The organism is Sediminihaliea albiluteola, from assembly GCF_014077625.1.
Lineage (GTDB): Bacteria > Pseudomonadota > Gammaproteobacteria > Pseudomonadales > Halieaceae > Sediminihaliea > Sediminihaliea albiluteola.
Map to the genome: position 1 here is coordinate 35125 of NZ_JACFXU010000015.1, position 16704 is coordinate 51828.

The 16704-nt window shown below is 52.2% G+C and carries 14 protein-coding genes; 7 read left to right on the plus strand and 7 right to left on the minus strand.

The genetic code is table 11. The features are described from left to right. Positions 1 to 16 precede the first annotated feature (16 nt). Positions 17 to 814, plus strand: coding sequence for an SDR family NAD(P)-dependent oxidoreductase (locus H2508_RS11345; RefSeq protein ID WP_182173572.1), 798 nt, complete (start codon positions 17 to 19; stop codon positions 812 to 814). 11 nt (positions 815 to 825) lie between these two features. Then, positions 826 to 1659: an SDR family NAD(P)-dependent oxidoreductase gene (locus H2508_RS11350; protein WP_182173575.1), complete on the plus strand. Its 834-nt coding sequence runs from the start codon at positions 826 to 828 to the stop codon at positions 1657 to 1659. Positions 1660 to 1726: 67 nt separating this feature from the next. Here the strand turns inward: H2508_RS11350 and H2508_RS15050 are convergent, their stop codons facing one another. Continuing rightward, a complete protein-coding gene (locus H2508_RS15050) occupies positions 1727 to 2230 on the minus strand; it encodes an OmpA family protein (RefSeq protein WP_182173578.1) in 504 nt (167 codons plus the stop codon). A gap of 262 nt (positions 2231 to 2492) precedes the next feature. Continuing rightward, positions 2493 to 4070 (minus strand): EAL domain-containing protein, encoded by a 1578-nt coding sequence (locus H2508_RS11360; protein WP_182173582.1) that lies wholly within the window; start codon positions 4068 to 4070, stop codon positions 2493 to 2495. A 191-nt stretch (positions 4071 to 4261) separates the two neighbouring features. Here H2508_RS11360 and H2508_RS15260 point away from each other — a divergent pair, with 191 nt between their 5' ends. Next, entirely contained in the window at positions 4262 to 6202 is a 1941-nt protein-coding gene (locus H2508_RS15260) for a diguanylate cyclase (protein WP_182173585.1), read from the plus strand. A 27-nt stretch (positions 6203 to 6229) separates the two neighbouring features. Here the strand turns inward: H2508_RS15260 and H2508_RS11370 are convergent, their stop codons facing one another. Both H2508_RS11370 and H2508_RS11375 read right to left on the minus strand, forming a co-directional pair. Further along, on the minus strand, positions 6230 to 7096 hold the full coding sequence (locus tag H2508_RS11370) for a TIGR03619 family F420-dependent LLM class oxidoreductase (RefSeq protein WP_182173588.1): 867 nt from the start codon (positions 7094 to 7096) through the stop codon (positions 6230 to 6232). A 203-nt stretch (positions 7097 to 7299) separates the two neighbouring features. Further along, positions 7300 to 8166 (minus strand): TIGR03619 family F420-dependent LLM class oxidoreductase, encoded by an 867-nt coding sequence (locus tag H2508_RS11375; RefSeq protein ID WP_182173591.1) that lies wholly within the window; start codon positions 8164 to 8166, stop codon positions 7300 to 7302. Positions 8167 to 8381: 215 nt separating this feature from the next. On the opposite strand from H2508_RS11375, the gene H2508_RS11380 reads away from it, so the two are divergent. The 3 genes from H2508_RS11380 (at position 8382) to H2508_RS11390 (ending at position 11920) form a co-directional block, all read left to right on the plus strand. Continuing rightward, positions 8382 to 10505 carry an oxidoreductase gene (locus tag H2508_RS11380; protein WP_182173595.1) on the plus strand — a complete coding sequence of 708 codons (2124 nt, stop codon included), beginning with the start codon at positions 8382 to 8384 and terminating at the stop codon, positions 10503 to 10505. Between the two features lie 165 nt (positions 10506 to 10670). Next, entirely contained in the window at positions 10671 to 11123 is a 453-nt protein-coding gene (locus tag H2508_RS11385) for a VOC family protein (RefSeq protein ID WP_182173598.1), read from the plus strand. Positions 11124 to 11131: 8 nt separating this feature from the next. Further along, positions 11132 to 11920 carry an SDR family NAD(P)-dependent oxidoreductase gene (locus H2508_RS11390; RefSeq protein WP_182173601.1) on the plus strand — a complete coding sequence of 263 codons (789 nt, stop codon included), beginning with the start codon at positions 11132 to 11134 and terminating at the stop codon, positions 11918 to 11920. A 622-nt stretch (positions 11921 to 12542) separates the two neighbouring features. Here H2508_RS11390 and H2508_RS11395 read toward each other — a convergent pair. After that, positions 12543 to 13268, minus strand: coding sequence for a hypothetical protein (locus tag H2508_RS11395; protein WP_182173604.1), 726 nt, complete (start codon positions 13266 to 13268; stop codon positions 12543 to 12545). Positions 13269 to 13279: 11 nt separating this feature from the next. Continuing rightward, positions 13280 to 13780, minus strand: coding sequence for an RNA polymerase sigma factor (locus H2508_RS11400; protein WP_182173607.1), 501 nt, complete (start codon positions 13778 to 13780; stop codon positions 13280 to 13282). 115 nt (positions 13781 to 13895) lie between these two features. On the opposite strand from H2508_RS11400, the gene H2508_RS11405 reads away from it, so the two are divergent. Next, the gene (locus H2508_RS11405) at positions 13896 to 15725 is read left to right on the plus strand and encodes a S8 family serine peptidase (RefSeq protein WP_182173610.1); all 1830 of its coding nucleotides are present in this window, start codon (positions 13896 to 13898) and stop codon (positions 15723 to 15725) included. Here the strand turns inward: H2508_RS11405 and H2508_RS11410 are convergent. Continuing rightward, positions 15709 to 16632: a surface lipoprotein assembly modifier gene (locus H2508_RS11410; RefSeq protein WP_235965298.1), complete on the minus strand. Its 924-nt coding sequence runs from the start codon at positions 16630 to 16632 to the stop codon at positions 15709 to 15711. The genes H2508_RS11405 and H2508_RS11410 overlap by 17 nt on opposite strands. Positions 16633 to 16704 lie beyond the last annotated feature (72 nt).

A 16704-nucleotide genomic window follows, 5' to 3' on the forward strand; every position in this document is an offset into this window, starting at 1 on the left:
CAAGCTTGGACTTCTTATGAATAATTTACTAGATCGTATGCGGGTTGAGGGCAAGGTGGCAATAGTCACCGGAGCCGGTCGAGGGGTCGGGCGGGGTATCGCTTTAGCGCTAGCGTCAGGTGGTGCCAAAGTTGTTTGTTCCGCTCGTTCTGCCAAAGAGATTGCAGAAACTGTTGCTATGATTAAAGCGCAGGGTGCTGAATCTGTGCCTATCATCGCTGATGTTATGGACGAGCAGCAATTACAAAACCTTGTCGATCGTACAGTGGAAGAGTACAGCGGTATCGACATTATTATCAATAATGCGGGGGGCAATGATTACGCGCCCTTTCTAGAAACTACTACAGATTCTTTCAAATATCATTTTGACTGGAACACCACCTCAGCTTTTACACTTAGCAGGATTGCTACACCCTGGATGCTCAAACGCGGTGGCGGGAGCATAATCAATATTTCTTCGGCAGCTGGCCATATAGGTATTCGAGGAATGATGGCCTATTGCGTGGCAAAAGCGGGTTTAGATCAACTCACTCGCTGTATGGCGGAGGAACTAGCCCCTAAGATTCGTGTTAACTGCTTGGCGCTAGGCTCAATAATGACCCCGGCATTACAAAAAACCTTTGACCTGGAAGAGGGGTTTCGCGAAAAGCTTGAAAGTAAAACGCCCCTTCAATGTGTAGGAAATGCTGAAAATGTAGGTTTAGCAGCATTGTTTTTGTGTTCTGAAGCTGGCTCCTACTGCACTGGCGCGATACTCAATATCGATGGCGGGATCCAAGATACAAACCTACCATTTAGGCTACCTGACCTTTAAGGAGGGTGACAATGTCTCGCTCGGAGGATCCGTTCAGGTTCGATAATAAAGTCGTGGTCGTGACTGGCGGCAATGGTGCTATAGGGCAGGGTTTGGTGCACGGATTTTCCCTGCGCGGTGCTCAGGTTGTAATAGCCGATCACTCAGAAGCTGTGGTGCCAGTTCGGTCTGCAGGTGCCGGGCGGGTATTGGATGTGCGCACTGATATAACCGACCGCGATTCAGTGGATGCGATGGTAGCTCAGACTCTCGATGAGTTTGGTCAGATAGACGTTCTAGTGAATAATGCGGGTGCAGGAAAGGGGGTTGCGAGTATTTTGGAAGTGGATCAACCATCAATCGATTGGCTTATCGATCTGAATATTCGTGGCACGCTCCACTGTACCCAAGCTATCGCTCGACATATGAGCGATAGCCAGTCAGGTTCCATCGTTAACATCGCATCCGGCGCAGCGCTCAGTGGGGTTGCCGGTCGCTACGATCCTGTCTATGCCGGCTGTAAAGGGTTTATGGTATCGCTTACCAAGGTTTTAGCGATGGATCTTGGTCAGTTTGGTGTTCGGGTTAATACCGTTGCGCCAGGGTGGATCGTGCCAGAGAGTAGCGCGGAAATCTCCGATGGAAGCTTTTGGGTAAAGCTTGCGGATACCTTCGGGACACCAGAGCAATTCAATCAAGATTTTGAAAGAGATGGCAGTCTGCACGCCTCCAGTGATCGAGCCTTAGCGCGTCTTGGTCGACCCTCGGACATTGCTAACGCGACTATCTACTTCGCTTCCGATGCGGCCTGTCATGTTACGGGGCAGTTATTGAGTGTTTGCGGTGGTGCAATAATGCCTTCTTGACGCAACACGCGAAGTGCAATGCGCAGCTGGGCTTGGCTAAGAGCCCGTGATGGGGTGATGCGATAAATTAATTATTTTGCACGGTATTGCTTACTAGCGGCCATAGCTCGAGTTCGACTCGCCGGTTGATGGCGCGATTTTCGGGACTGTCATTGTCCACCAGCGGCAGGCTGGAACCCAGCCCCAATATCACTAAACGCCTTGGTAAGACACCTTTGTTATTCAGGTATTGGCCGACCGCATCTGCACGCTGTTCTGACAGTCGCTGATTGTAATTAGGGTCTCCTAGACTGTCACTGTGGCCACTAATTGCGATCAGAGTCTTATCGTAATCAAGCAGTAAACTTGACAGAAGATCCAGCACCTCCTGTGCCGCAGGGGTCAGGCTGGCACTGTTTGTATCGAAGGTGGCGGCACCGGGAATAATGAGGTGAATATGGTCTTTGAGCCGGGTTAGCTGCAGACCGTGTTGGGCCAGAGGTAATAGACTGGCGTTTTGCACGTCGAGGTAGAAGCCCACCGTGGGGGGCGTCAGGGGTTCAGGTTCTTGGCTTACTGCCTTGGCGAGCACTTCAGCTAGCTGGCCTTGGCTAGATATTGTAGTTAATGAGGTCGCTGGAGCCGGCCTCTTTGATGGCGTAGAAGATACGCTTGGACTCGTAGGCTTGGTTGCAGCTGGCTGAGCTAAGTAGCTACAAGCAGCAGTAAGGCTTATTAGGGCGGATACAATAGCTTGCTGGCAAAAATATCTAAGTGACACGTGAGGGCCTGTACTGGGTTATTGAGCGCCGAGTCATTCTACTCCAAAAGCTTTTCGCTGTTGTATTATTCAATCAGCGCTGTTTGGCATGATATTTGAGGAATTCTGCCGCTGTTAGCGGTTTACTATAATAGTAGCCTTGGCCTCTCTGTACGCCGTTGTTGGCCAGCCATTGAACCTGATGCGCTGACTCGATACCTTCAGCGACCATGTCCAATTCCAGCGATTTGGCCATTTCGATAATGTGAACAATAACGGAACTAGTCACTGCATGGGTCTCAATGGCATCTACAAAGGCTTTATCTAACTTGAGTGTGTCTAGCTCAAAAGTTTCCAGATAGGACAGGCTGGAATAGCCGGTGCCAAAATCGTCGATAGCCATCTGGTGACCGCGGCGACGCAACTTGCTGATCAACTTTCTGGAGTCTTCGTGATTGACCAGTGCTCGTTCGGTGATTTCAAATTTAATAGCAGAGGCGGGTAGCTTGGCTGAATCCAGTATGTGCTTCAACTCTAGGGCGATTAAGGGATGCTCTAAATCTTGGGCGGAAAGGTTGATATTGATGCTGAATTGATCGTGGGTGGCTAGCAGTTGACCCATCTCTTCAACTACACGCTTTATCACTAAGAGCGTCAACTTGTGGATGGAGTTAGATTTTTCAGCGACTGGAATAAATAGATCGGGGCTAATGATCTCGCCATCTTCTCGCTGCCAGCGAGCGAGGGCTTCGGCACCATGACAGCGGCCAGTAGAGAGGTCGACAATCGGCTGATAAGCGACAGTGATATTACCGTTTTTAATGGCATTTGTTAGCTCAGCACTGAAACTCAGCTGCCGCTGTGACACTCGAAACACTGCTAGAACCCACAACACAATAAGCAGTATTCCCAGTACTGCCGCAGTGATTAAGCTTGGCAGATAGCGCTCTACTAATTGGCCCGAAGGTTGTACAGCAACGACATCCATTGGGAACACAGTGTTGAGTGAAAAGCGTGACACGATAAGCTGCCGATCACTGTCTATCGTTAAACCAGGTTCGAGAGTGCTCGGTTCAGGTAGAAGGGCCTCTGTTGGACTGGACACCAAAAGTAAGTTTTCAACCCAAAGGCCTGCTTGCTGATCCAGTGCGGTGGTGTCTAGCAAAAGGCGCGGATCGATGGCGACATCGTGGTCACCAAAGCGCATCAAAAATAGTTCTACATCGCCCACGGCTGTCTCTGGGCTGGGCCACCAGGCGATTACACCATTGTCATAAATTCGGCTGGCTTCTGGGGGAGTTAAGATTGCTCCCTGCACAAAGCCCGCACCGCATTGGCGTTTAATGGCCCGCCAATATCCAATAGAGCGAATATAGGGCCGAGCAATGGCCTCTTGTTGCATCCACTGAATATGAAGATCTGAGCAGGGCTCAATATCTGCTCGGTTTAGTCGCTCAAGCAGGCCGCGAATATCCAAGATAGCCGACTCCGCCTCGAGCCCCAAGCGCTCTGCCACGGTAGCAAGACGCTGCTCTTCGGCCACGATGGACTGGTGCCATAGATACCACCCCAACAAGAAAAATAAACAGAGTGCGCCGAGTATGGAGTTCACCAGCACGCGCAGAATTAGGCGCTTGCTGCGTGCGGGTTTTTGTCGACCTGCCTTGCTCAATATGGAGCTTCCATTTAGCTGGTATAACTGCCTACATTAGTTGCTTGTGCCGGTCTTGGCAATTGACATATGAGCGCTTAATTTCATAGTCACTGGTGGCAAAAATGAGAGCTTGATCACAGTCTGCCCACCGAGTGTTTCGAAGGGCGAAGCTATGGTGTTAAGCTGGTATTTTGTCGCTTTGGATTTTTGTGCCTAACACAGCTGCACAGGTGTTTTTGAAGGCCCTATTCTTACTGTTCACAGGCTTTGGCTTTTTGGCTGAGTCCAAGGCAGAGTCAGTGCTGGGCGAGCCCCAGTTACAGCAATCACTACATCAACTAGCCCCCCTAGTGTGGACTGACCCCTGGGCGGCGAGAGAACAGCTTAATGCACTGGCCCCTCAATTGGCTACGGCCAGCAGCGAGACGCGGGTAGATTACTATTTGCGGCTGGCACAGGCCTTGCAATATCTTCACTTAAAGGATGAGTTCGCTGAGGCGGTAGATGCCGGCATGGCCGCACTGACGCAGGAGTCGGTCCTGGATACACGTTTGCTTCTTATCACCTTTGAGGCTGTTCGGTCCCGGCGAGAAGGCAGCTTCGCTCGCGCACAGAGCTTGTTGGCTAAGGCCCTCGTTGATGCTCAAGAAGCGGACTTGGATTTTTTGGCTGTATTTATTCAGGCTGAGCTGGCTTTTACGCACACTCTTGCCGGCCGATACGAGCTGGCATTTATGGAGTTGCAGCAGGCTTTTGAATCGGCGGTAAAACAACAAGATCAGTTCTTAATCGCCTTGGTTAACGAAAGTTTGGGTGCTCTGTACGGCTATACCGATGAGTATCAGCAGTCTATAAAGCATTATCAGAAGGCGCTTGATAGCTACACTGCTTTGGGCTTCCGAGTCTATGCGGCGGAGGCGACTTATGGGCTAGCTATTACGCAGCGCTATGCCAAGCAGTGGGAGCAAGCTCTAGTGGGTTTCCGACAATACCGTGATATGACCGAAAGCAAAAGCGCTGCTCATGCCAATTTCCTTGCTAATTACGGGCTGGGGATGAGCTATGCCGAGCAAGGTGATTGTGCGCAGGCGCTTGTGGCCATTGCCAAAGCTTTAGATTCAGTGAATGCGCCTCTAGATATGAAGGGTGAACTGTATAAGCGAAAAGCAGTTTGTAAGGCCAAACTTGGTGAGCAGGAAGCTGCGCTCACAGCGATAAGCTCAGCAAAAGAGATCTTTGCAGCGCTTCCTGAGCTCAAAGGGTCACGCTGGCAGTTGGAAGTACTTCAGGCAGAATCCCAAGTGGCGGCGATGCAGGGTAAGCATCACTTGGCTTATGATTTACTTCAGGACTTCCATCAGCAAATGATCGCCCGGGAGCGTGAGGATACTGCCCAGCGCTTGATCAGTTTGCGTGTTCAAATGGAGGATGCCCGCAAGGATCATGAGATCACTTTGCTCAAAAAGCAGGCCAAGGTAGATGCCTTTGAATTGCAGCAGCAGCAACAAGATAATGAGATACAGCGTGTCACCATAGCTTCTTGGGTAGGCAGCACTTGTATTGCAGTTGTATTTTTGGGCTGGCAGTTACGTAACGCAAGACGTTTTCGTGAGCTCTCAGCTCGTGATGGCCTCACAGGGCTCTACAATAGGCGCTTTATCTTTGCTCAGCTTGAGAAGCTTGTGGCAGGGATTACTTCAGATAAGGGGCGGCTTGCGATAATCCTCATTGACCTAGATAACTTTAAGCAAATCAATGATCGCCACGGTCATCCAGCGGGTGATTTAGTGCTAAAAGGCATTGCCAAGATCGTCAGTTCTGAGCTGCGGCCCGCTGATGAAGTGGCGCGAGTGGGGGGCGAGGAGTTTCTCTGTATGTTACCGCGCACCTCAGCGGCAGAAGCCTCAGTGATTGCGCAGCGCTTATTGGCTTGCATTCATAAGCAGCACTTTAGACTCTCAGATGCTAGCCTCTTACAAGTCACAGTGAGTATGGGGCTTGCCAGTTACAGTAGAGATTGCAGCACAGTCGAAGCACTCTACGCTGCTGCTGATGATGCGCTATACCAAGCCAAGTCTCATGGAAAAAATCAGCTGGTTTTCGCTGGCTCAGCTTTGTCCCAGAGTGTTGGTGCTCCAGCTCTGCAATAGAACAGCCGGGGGGCTGAGAGCTGGCCTTTAAAAATGTCTAATGTAGCGTTCGGCGTATTCCTCCATAAGCCGTTTTTTATCTGCAAGAGAAGATGTTTTGCCAAGTATAAATGGAAAGGGTGGAGCCACGGTTGCCGTCATACCCTGCTCGCCGAGTGCCTGCAACTGGCTTACATCTACCTCGGCTTTCAAGCCTACTATGGTTTCAAAACCCTCCCACTTGCGCCCGGCCTCGCTGCGCAAGGCTTTAAGTTGAGCCATGATGCCCGGTACCTCCTCTGGGAGGTTGCCAGCACCAATCCAGCCATCGCAGCGCTGCGCCGCTCGCTTCAGCGCTGCTTGGTTATCGCCTCCAACATAGATTGGCACGCGGTTTTTTGGTGCGGGTTCAATTTGCAGTCGCGGGAATTGGTAGAACTCGCCTTGATAATCGACCATACCGCCATCCCATAAGCGCTGGATCACTTCAATCATTTCATCCATGCGCTTGCCCCGGGCCTTAAATGGCGCGCCATAGATTTCGAATTCATCTTTCATCCAACCTGCTCCAATACCCAGTGCAAAGCGCTCGCCGCTGAATATGGACAGCGCGCCGCAGGCTTTGGCCACTTCAAAGGGATTACGCAAGGGGAGGACGTAGACCGCGGTAGAGAAGCGCAGGCGTGTGGTAGCTGCTGCCATAAAGGCAATGCTTACCCAGCAGTCAGGGAAGGGATCGCTCGCTGTCATCGGCGCTTTGCCATCGGGCGAGTAGGGGTAGGGAGCGTTGACAACCTCAGGGTAGATTGCATGATCGGCATTGAGAATGCCTTCAAAGCCCAGCTCTTCAGCAAAGCGCACTACCGGAATTAATTGCTCGGGCTCAACCCAAGCCACCGATTGCCAAAACTTCATCTAATCGAACCTTTGAAAACTTATAGCAGCGGAGCTCATCATATGCTGGGCCAGTTGCAATTCATATCACTGCTATCGCGGCCCAAGGCTTTCGATTGCATAGTTGAACTGGCTGTCACGTCAGCCTGCCATGGCTTAGCAAAGCTTGCTAGCAGCTGCAGTACCTTATGCGCTTGGAAGTTTATTATGGCTATATCAGACATTTAAAAATGTCTGATATAGCGCTCGGCGTACTGTTCCATAAAGCGCTTTTTATCCGACAGGGAGGATGTCTTGCCGAGCACAAAGGCAAAGGGCGGTGCAACGGTGGCTGTCATGCCGTGGCCGGCTAGATCTTGAAGCATGGTGACATCAGTTTCGGCTTTTACACCGATGATAGTTTCAAAACCCTCCCATTCACGGCCAGCTTCTGCACGCAGGGCTTTCAGCTTGGCCATAAGGCCAGGTACTTCTTCTGGGAAGTTGCCAGCACCAATCCAGCCTTCGCAGCGCTGGGCTGCGCGCTTGAGAGCTGCGGGGTTGTCGCCCCCGACATAGATTGGAATGCGATTCTTTGGTGCGGGCTCGATCTGCAGCCGCGGGAATTGGTAGAACTCGCCCTGGTAATCCACCATGCCACCGTCCCATAAGCGCTGCATTACCTCAATCATCTCATCCATGCGCTTGCCCCGAGCTTTGAATGGCGCGCCATAGATGTCGAACTCATCTTTCATCCAGCCTGCTCCAATACCCAGTGCAAAGCGTTCCTCGCTGAATATGGACAGTGCGCCGCAGGCTTTGGCCACTTCAAAGGGGCTGCGCAAGGGGAGAACGTATACTGAAGTGGAGAAGCGCAGTCGAGTGGTGGCTGCGGCCATAAAGGCAATGCTTACCCAGCAGTCAGGATAGGGATCATCCGCTGTCATAGGGGGGATGCCATCAGGCGAGTAGGGGTAGGGAGCTTTCACCTGCTCGGGATAGATGGCGTGATCAGCATTGAGAATACCCTCAAAACCCAGCTCTTCAGCAAAACGGGCAACGGGAACTAGGTGCTCTGGCTCTACCCAGGCGACTGACTGCCAAAACTTCACTGCAACTAACCTCGTAGCTATTATTGTCAATATACGATCATATTCTGATCAGTGGCTAATTGATATTAGCCTCCACTTACTTGGTAATGCTGATTGCATAGTTAAACTGAGCGCCGCAATTCGGCCATTACTGGTGTCAAGCAGGCGATGCAGGCTAGTATGTCCGCTACTATCCTCTGCTTCAATTGAGCCCCTTACCTGGGAGTCACATTATTATGAGTAGCCAACTTTCTAGTTTAGCTTCGCCCTGTCGTATAGGTAGCATGGAACTTAAAAATCGCATGGTGGTTACCGCTATGGGCACTAACTTGGGTGCCGAAGATGGTAGCTGCGGTGAGCGATTGCATGCATTGCATGAGCGCCATGCTAAAGGTGGGGCTGGCTTGATTGTACTGGGCTCCGTAGGGGTTAGTTGGCCCAGTGGCGGCAATCAGAGGAATCAGCTGGCTATTTCTGAAGACTATATGATTCCCTCACTGCGCAAGTTGGCCGACGCTGTGCACAGTTACGGCGCCAAGCTGGCCGCGCAACTGCACCATGGCGGGATGGTTGCCGTGCAGGACACGGCTGAGGGGCGCCCCCTGTGGGTGCCTTCCTACCCTGAAGTTAAACAGGGTGATATGCAAAGTGGCTTCCTAGAGTCAGAACTGGCGGCCATGTTTAAGCCTGATTCGCCCTCGCCTCAATTACATTTGATGACGCCGGATGACATTAAGAAACTAGTGACGGATTTTGCCGCTGCGGCAAGGCGTGCTAAAGAGGCTGGTATTGATGGGGTGGAAATACACGCTGGTCACGGCTACATCATCTCCGAGTTTCTCTCGCCGCTCGTTAATAATCGCGATGATGAGTACGGCGGTAGCCTAGAAAACCGTGCGCGCCTCCTGCTTGAAATCCTTGCCGCCATACGAGCAGAAGTGGGGTCTGATTACCCGGTATGGTGCAAGATTGACTCGGGCGAGTTTGGCCATGCCGAGGGCATTAGCCTAGAAGATGCTAAGTCGACGGCAATGATGCTAGAAAAAGCTGGTATCGATGCGATAACCGTTTCCGCTTACCACGACACATCTACGGGAGTGAATCACTCGGAGTCTAATATTCCCCATACCCCAGAGCGTATAGTGGCCAATGCTACGGCGATCAAAAAGTGCCTGAAGGTGCCGGTGATTACTTCTGGGCGCATCGAGCTTGAGTCCGGCAATAAACATATCGCTGCGGGTAATTTTGACTTGATGGGTATGGGGCGAAAAATCTTAGCGGATCCGGACTTGCCCAATAAAGTTATTGCCGGGCAGCTCAAAGATATTCGACCCTGCGTCTATTGCTATTGCTGCGTGAGCCAGATTTACGTACAAAATTCGGTGAAGTGTGCAGTCAATCCAGAAACGGCCCATGAGACGACGCGAATGCTGATTGCGACTACTAACGCGCGGCATTTTGCTGTTGTTGGCGGTGGCCCAGCTGGTATGGAGGCTGCGCGCAGGCTAGTTGAGAAGGGGCACCGGGTGACTTTGCTGGAAGCTGCTGATCGACTGGGTGGTACGCTGCAGTTTGCCAGTATTGCTTATGAGCCCAACGAGCGCCTGTTGCGCTGGTTGCGTCGCCAAACCGAGCAGTCAGCAGTAGATGTGCGTTTCAATACTTATGCGACACCCTCTTTGCTTAAGCAGTTGGCTGTTGATGAAGTGATTGTCGCTACCGGTGCTAAGCGCGATATGCCGGATATTCCTGGTAGCGACCAGAGTTTTGTGTTCAGCGGTGATGAGATGCGCTCCCTAGTATTGGGTGATAAGGCCCCGAGCTTGGAGCGTAAAACTGACGCTTTCACCCGCTTCATGACCCGAGCCGGTTCGTTAACAGGGGTGAATAAACACCCTTGGATATTGCGTCAGGTATCGCGCGCATGGTTGCCTTTAGGGCAGGAAATTGTAGTGATTGGCGCTGAGCTGGTCGGGCTTGAGCTGGCAGAATATTTGGCACATCGTGGCCGCCAGGTCACAGTTATTGATAGTGCAACGCGGCCAGGGGCTGGTCTGTATCTGGTGCGCAGAATGCGAATTTTACATGAGTTGCGCGAGATGGGCGTGACAATGATCAACCGAGCTGAGGATATTTCGATTGGTGATCATACGGTGAGCTATCGAAATTATCGGGGCCAGCAGCGCACAGTGGGTGCTGAACATGTCATTGTCGCCCAAGGTGCGACCGGTGATCAGAGCCTAGTGGAGCAGCTGCGAGAACAAGAACTGAAGGTGCATGCCATTGGCGATTGCAATGGTGTGGGTTACATCGAAGGGGCGATGGAGTCCGCCGCCGAGCTGGTGGCTAGCCTAAATTAGCTGCAGCAGTCTATGAGCTAGGGTACATCGCTTCTGAGCGTGGCCAAATGAAATTATAAGTTGCTGCTCACAGCTGTTTTCTTGATTCATTATAGTCAGCGGCAGCGTCTAGACGCTGCCGCTGACTGTTTATCTATTCCTTGTAATGCTTTGTAGGAAGCTGTTATGAACGACGCAACGCGCGCGCAACTCGGCCTTGGTCCCATGGATCAGCTGGGCTTTGTCTTTAAGGACCTAGAGGCCGCAGTTAAGGCATACGAGCCTATTTATGGCCCTTTTAAGATCATTAACTATGGTAGCTACGACTATAACTACCGCGGTCAGCAGGAAGCCTGTGAACTGAGGATGGCTTTTGCACGCAGCGGTGATTTAGAAATTGAATTTATCCAATGGGTATCTGGTGGCTCGCCGCACAAAGAGTTTTTAGATGCGGGTCGAGAAGGGATGCATCATGTCCGGTTTCGAGTCGAAAGCTTAGAGAGTAAAGTCGCCGAGGCAGAAAAGCTTGGTTACCGCGCGATCTGGCAGACTCGATTTGCAGAGGGCTTGGCTGTGGCGTATATGGAGCGAGACTGCGACCCAGTACTAGTTGAGCTGTTTGAGAATTTACAGGAGTAAAAAACAAAATGACAACATTTAGCGAACGTTATGGGCCAGTGGCCGTAGTAACTGGAGCCTCGTCAGGTATAGGTCGTGCTTTTGCTGAGCTGCTGGCAGCTAAAGGACTTAACTTGATACTGGTAGCCCGTCGCGAGGATCGGCTCAATACCCTAGTTGAGTCGCTTACTGAGAAGCACGGTGTTGAAGTTGAGACCCTAGCGCTCGACTTGGCTTCCCCTTCTGCAATTAATCGCATAGCACAGGCCACGGAAGGCAAAGATATTGGGCTCTTAGTGAGTAATGCGGGCTTTGGACTGAAGGGGCCGCATGAAGACAACGACCCAGAAATGATGACTGATATGCTACAAGTAAACTGCCAAGCACCGCTGCAGTTAAGCCATCGTCTGATCCCACACCTTAAGTCGAGAGGCCGTGGCGGCATCATTATTACTAGTTCAGTTGAAGGTTTAATGGGGGTCCCTAACTCTGCTGCTTATGCAGCTAGTAAGGCCTTTACTAACAGTCTGGGGGAGTCGCTATGGGGTGAGTTGTCTCCACTGGGAATCGATGTTCTGGCTCTGTGCCCTGGTAGTACTGATACTGAGGCCCATGAAAAGCAAGGCATCGACCGCTCGACCTTGGAGGGAATGATGAGTTCTGAGGAGGTGGCTGGACTGGCGCTAGATCGGCTCAGTGATGGCCCCATCTATATTGCGGGTGAGCAGAACCGCGCGATGTTTGATGTCTTACTAGAGATGCCTCGCCGCGATGCTTTATTAGCTATGGGGGAAAACATCCTTAAGGCTCTGAAGTAATTTATCTGCAAAAGGGGCTGCAGAGACCCTCTAAGCTAGAGCTCTAGTTATATTTGAGAAAAAAATCACTGATACAGGGAATAATTATCCGGCACAGTCGTTAACCTGTTGAAAGTGGAGTGAAACCGCTTTGAGTGCAGGTGTATCGAGCTATTTGGGTACGTCAGCTGCCACCATTAGAGTGGTCCGGCGTAGTCGGTACAATTAACCTGCCTCAATTTTATTAGAACGCCCGTTGTGGATGCGCAAGTAGCCACAACGTCCGTCAGTGAGCTGTAAGGGCGTAACTGGCATTGGGACACAGAACCGGGGACCGCTAGCCCTCCGGATCTGAACTCCAGAGCTTGCCGTCTACATGGGGCGGCAAGCTCTGCCACTCTTTCTTCTCCCCGTCTTGACCTCTCTCATATCCCTTAATTACATCGCTGTGCAATATGATTTGCTCAACTATGGCTCTGTGGCGCCATAGCCTGGCACAATCCTGCTTGGGCTAAGTAGTGCTTTATTGAGTCTGTGGCGGAGATTACAGCTCTTGCCGAGAGGGCTGTCTAGGTAGTGGCGAGGCTTGGTTTGGCTGCGGGCTGTCATGAGTACAGCCCGCGTTAAGCTGGTGGAGGCGAGGTTACTGCCAATTCTTGGCTATGACAGAAGCTTCTTCTGCGGCGCTAAGAGGGTTGTCGGCGGCGTGTTGGTTAATGAAGCGCGAGATCTCATCCAGTTCAGCGGCGCCAGCAGGCTGGTAAAGGTTGCCAGCTGATAGTTGCTGCGATTCCGCGTTGACTAAGGCTTCGTTGTGCCAGCCTGAGTCGTCACGACAGGCGATGCCATGTGAGGTCTGACCGGAGGCGTTGAGCTGATACTCTCGGCACCACTGGCCAGTGCTGGTCATAAAGCTGAGTACTGGGCGAAGTTGGCGGCCATCAGCGATGCTATGCCATTGATCTGCACTGGAAGGCAGTGTTTCTAGTGCAGTGGCAAAACTGTTTTCAGCTGACAAGCCCTGTTGCTCCGCTTGCCACTGGGGCGCGAGAAGAAGACCGGCAGCGGCAATTAGAGAAGCCGCAATAGCAAAGCCAATCGCAGTTCGCGCGCGATGGGAGGGGAAGGGGTGAATCTTGGCGCTGCGCTTCGCTGTGACTTCAAGCAGAGCCGTAATATGTGCGGGAACAGCTTGCAAATGAGCGGCTTCAGCACTGTTGCGTAGATGCTCATCAATGGCCTGCATTGCAGCCAACTGGCGTCGCAGTGCTGGCTCTGTCTTTAAACGGCTTTGTAAATTGATCTCCTCCGCCTCGGATAGCTCGCGATCCAAGTGCTGAGATAATAGCCTATCATCCTGTTCTGTCATATCACTTCCCGTCATTCGTCGCCGGACACATTAACGCTGTCCATCAGCTGTCGCCTGGCCCTGGCAATTCTGCTCATGATAGTGCCCACTGGCACCTCGAGGATTTCCGCTGCCTCAGCATAAGTTTTCCCTTCTACTGCCACCAAGGTCAGCGCCAAACGCTGATCTGTCGGTAGTTGCTCTAGGGCATCGCTAAGGTCGCTGACCTGTCGCTCCTGACTGGCTACCCATTCGGCTGAAGGGGAGCCTTCAGATTCTTCTACCTGCTCTGGGTAGCGCTGGCGCACATCGCGCGAACGCAGTTCGTCGATCCAAGCATTTTTGCAAACCCGGTAGGCCCATTTAGCAGGATGTGCTCCTTCGGGCATGCCTTTTTCGAGTACTTTCTCAACAGTAGTTTGCAATAAATCATCGGCGTCGGCTTGACTCCCAGTCAGCGAATAGCAAAATCGTCGCAGACCACTCAGCTCTGCGAGTAATGCCTCTCGCTGTGAGTCGCTGAGTGATGGCATAATGTTCCTATTATGTTCATGACGGTTTGGGCGGGGATTCTATTCCATCTGGAGGAATATTTCTTGCTATGACTCGTTAACTTGATGCAACCCTCTTCTTTTCGCAGGCGGCATTATGTCTGGTACAGCTTCCATCAGCTCCGCTGGGGCTACTCGAACACATTACTTAGCCACATCTAGTCGCGGCTTAGTCGGCCGCCTTTGTCTGTGGTCCCTGATTGGCGCTTTTTCCCTGCTAGCGCTCCACTCAGCGCATGCCCAAGTGCCCTGCTGTATGGACCCGGAAGATAGAATTGAGGAGAGCATAGAGGAAGGAGTCACCGAAGATCTTGAAGAAAGCGCTGAAGAGGAAATCGAGCAATCTATTGAAGACAGCGTCGCAGGGGCTGCAGAAGAGAACATTGAAGACAATATCGAACAGGAAATTGAAGCCAGCCTAGAAGAGAATGTGCAAGAAAGCGTTGAAAAAAACGTTGAGAAGGTTGTGGAATCAGCGCTGGAGGACAGTGTTGAATCTGATGTGGAAAGTGCTGTAGAAGAAAGCGTAGAGCAGGTGGTGGAGTCTTCAGTGGAAGACTCAGTCGAAGGCAGCCTTGAAGTCGCGATTGAGGATTCCGTAGAGGGTTCCGTTGAAGACTCAGTAGAGGATACGCTTGAGCAAAGTGTTGAGAGTGACCTTGAAGATGCGCTGCAAGATAGCGTCGAAGTAGCACTTGAGGAGTCGGTCGAAGAGACGCTAGAGCAAAGTGTAGAGCAGGGCCTTGAAGGTGATGTCGAACGCGATGTAGAAGCTGAAATCGCCGCTGCGATAGAAGATCGTCTGGAAAGTGAAATTGATGAAATCATCGATGAGATCGAAAATAAATTCGAGATCGATGAGACCCGTATTCACACCGCCCAGTGGCTGGTGATGGCCGAGCCCGAGGCCTTTGAAGAGCTGGCCAAGCGCGGCTATTTATTTGACAAAGTGACCGAGCTGCCCGGCATGGGCCTGCGCCTTGCTGAAGTGGCGGCGCCCTCCAGTTTTAAGATATCGGAAGTGCGGCAGGGGGTGGTGGATGTGGTCGGTACCGATCGGGCCGATGTTGACCTCAACCACTTTTACACCGCCGGTTCCCCCATCTCGCACACTGTCGAAGGCGTTCAGCCGCGCAATGCTGTGCCATTTCCAGCAGATGTCGATGAGCTGAGTCTGCGCATCGGCATGATTGATAGCCAAGTGGATACCTCGCACCCTGCGCTGGCAAGCTCCCAGATCAGTGCTGAGTCTTTTGTTGGCATTGGCGAGGATTTGCCCAGCTTCCACGGCACAGCCATTGCGTCCATCCTAGTGGCCAGTGGTGCTGATTATCAGGGCTTGGCACCGCGGGCCCAGCTCTATGCAGCGGGTGTGTTTGAGCAAGATAGTGAGCGCGGAGAGGTCGCAAGTACGGTTAGCTTAGTCCGGGCTTTGGACTGGCTGGTCAGCTCGGGAGTCGATGTGGTGAATCTCAGCTTAGCGGGGCCAGCGAATCGCCTGCTGGAAACCGCCCTCAACAGGGCTGCGCAGCGTGGCGTGTTGATTCTGGCCGCGGCGGGCAACGGTGGACCGGCGGCAAGGCCAATGTATCCAGCAGCATATAGTTCTGTGGTCGCAGTCACCGCGGTTGACACCAGAGGGCGTATATTCCGCCTAGCTAACCGCGGAGACTACTTGGATCTTGCCGCACCTGGTGTGGGGCTGCTGCACGCTAAATCCGGTGGTGGCTATGCCACTTCTTCGGGCACCTCATTTGCCGTGCCTTTTGCCACCACAGCTGCGGCACGTTTGCGCTTGTTGCAACCGGAAGACGATGTGTTGGAGAGCCTCTACCGCAGTGCTGAGGACCTCGGCCCCCCAGGCTGGGATGAAATTTACGGTTACGGCCTGTTGCGACCGATGCCCTTGCTTACCAGCGATAAATAAAACGGCTACCCAATACGCCCTGACTGTAATCGGCGGGACTGTAATTGGAGCTGTAGTTGCCGTGGCCGGCATAAAACTGTAGTGCCGCGCTATCTAGAATCGGGATCTCTGCATCGACTTGAAAGCGCTGGCGTTCATCCTTGCGGCGGGTATTGATAATAGGGCTGATCCCATCGTAATTCCGATCTTCAAAGCGCCAGGCAAACTCTAGTTTGATGGGGCGCCGTGATAATTCGATACGGTGGACATAGCGGAGTTTGATACTGTTTGACTGGTAGTCGAACTGCGCTGCTGTGGCATCTTCCACTCTATAGCGATAGCCAAAGTTGAAGTAGCTGCGCAGGCCCCGCCGGAAAAAATACAGATCGGCTTCCCCAGCTTGGGTTTGCGCGTTACGCCGCCGGTTGTTTTCTAAGGTTTTTTCGGAATACACATAGGCGCCCCGAGCAAACCATTTCTTGCCAATAAAGCCAGATACAGAAGGGGAGACCCTAAATAACTGCAGGAAACTGTCGCCGGCCAAGCGCGAGTCGATGTAATACAGCGAGAGGCCAGTATCTATCTTGTTGAAGTCTTGTTCGAGGTTGGCACCAAGAATGTGAGTCTGTCGGTTGACCTCGGTGAATTCGTCGTACAGGTTTTGACTAAAGTCGTAGGATAAGCCGAGTTTAGTGGAGTCGCTTAAGGGCTTTTTCATGGCCAATTCTGCCCCCAGAGTGAGCGCGTAGTCGCCCTCGCTGCTGCTGGCATCAAGCTCGTCGACTCCGACGTTATCATCGTACTCTAGGCCCACCGCAAGTTCTGCCGAGTATTGAGTCGGGCGGTCTGCGGGCTGTTCAGCTGCCTGTGAGTGAGTGCAGCACAGGCATACTATTAATGCGCCCGCGCCAGAAGGCCATCGAATCAAGCGGAGAGGTCCTTGAGGTTGCCAAAATTTGAAGTGGAAGACTATCCAAGAGCGGCGCTACTCACAAGTTTC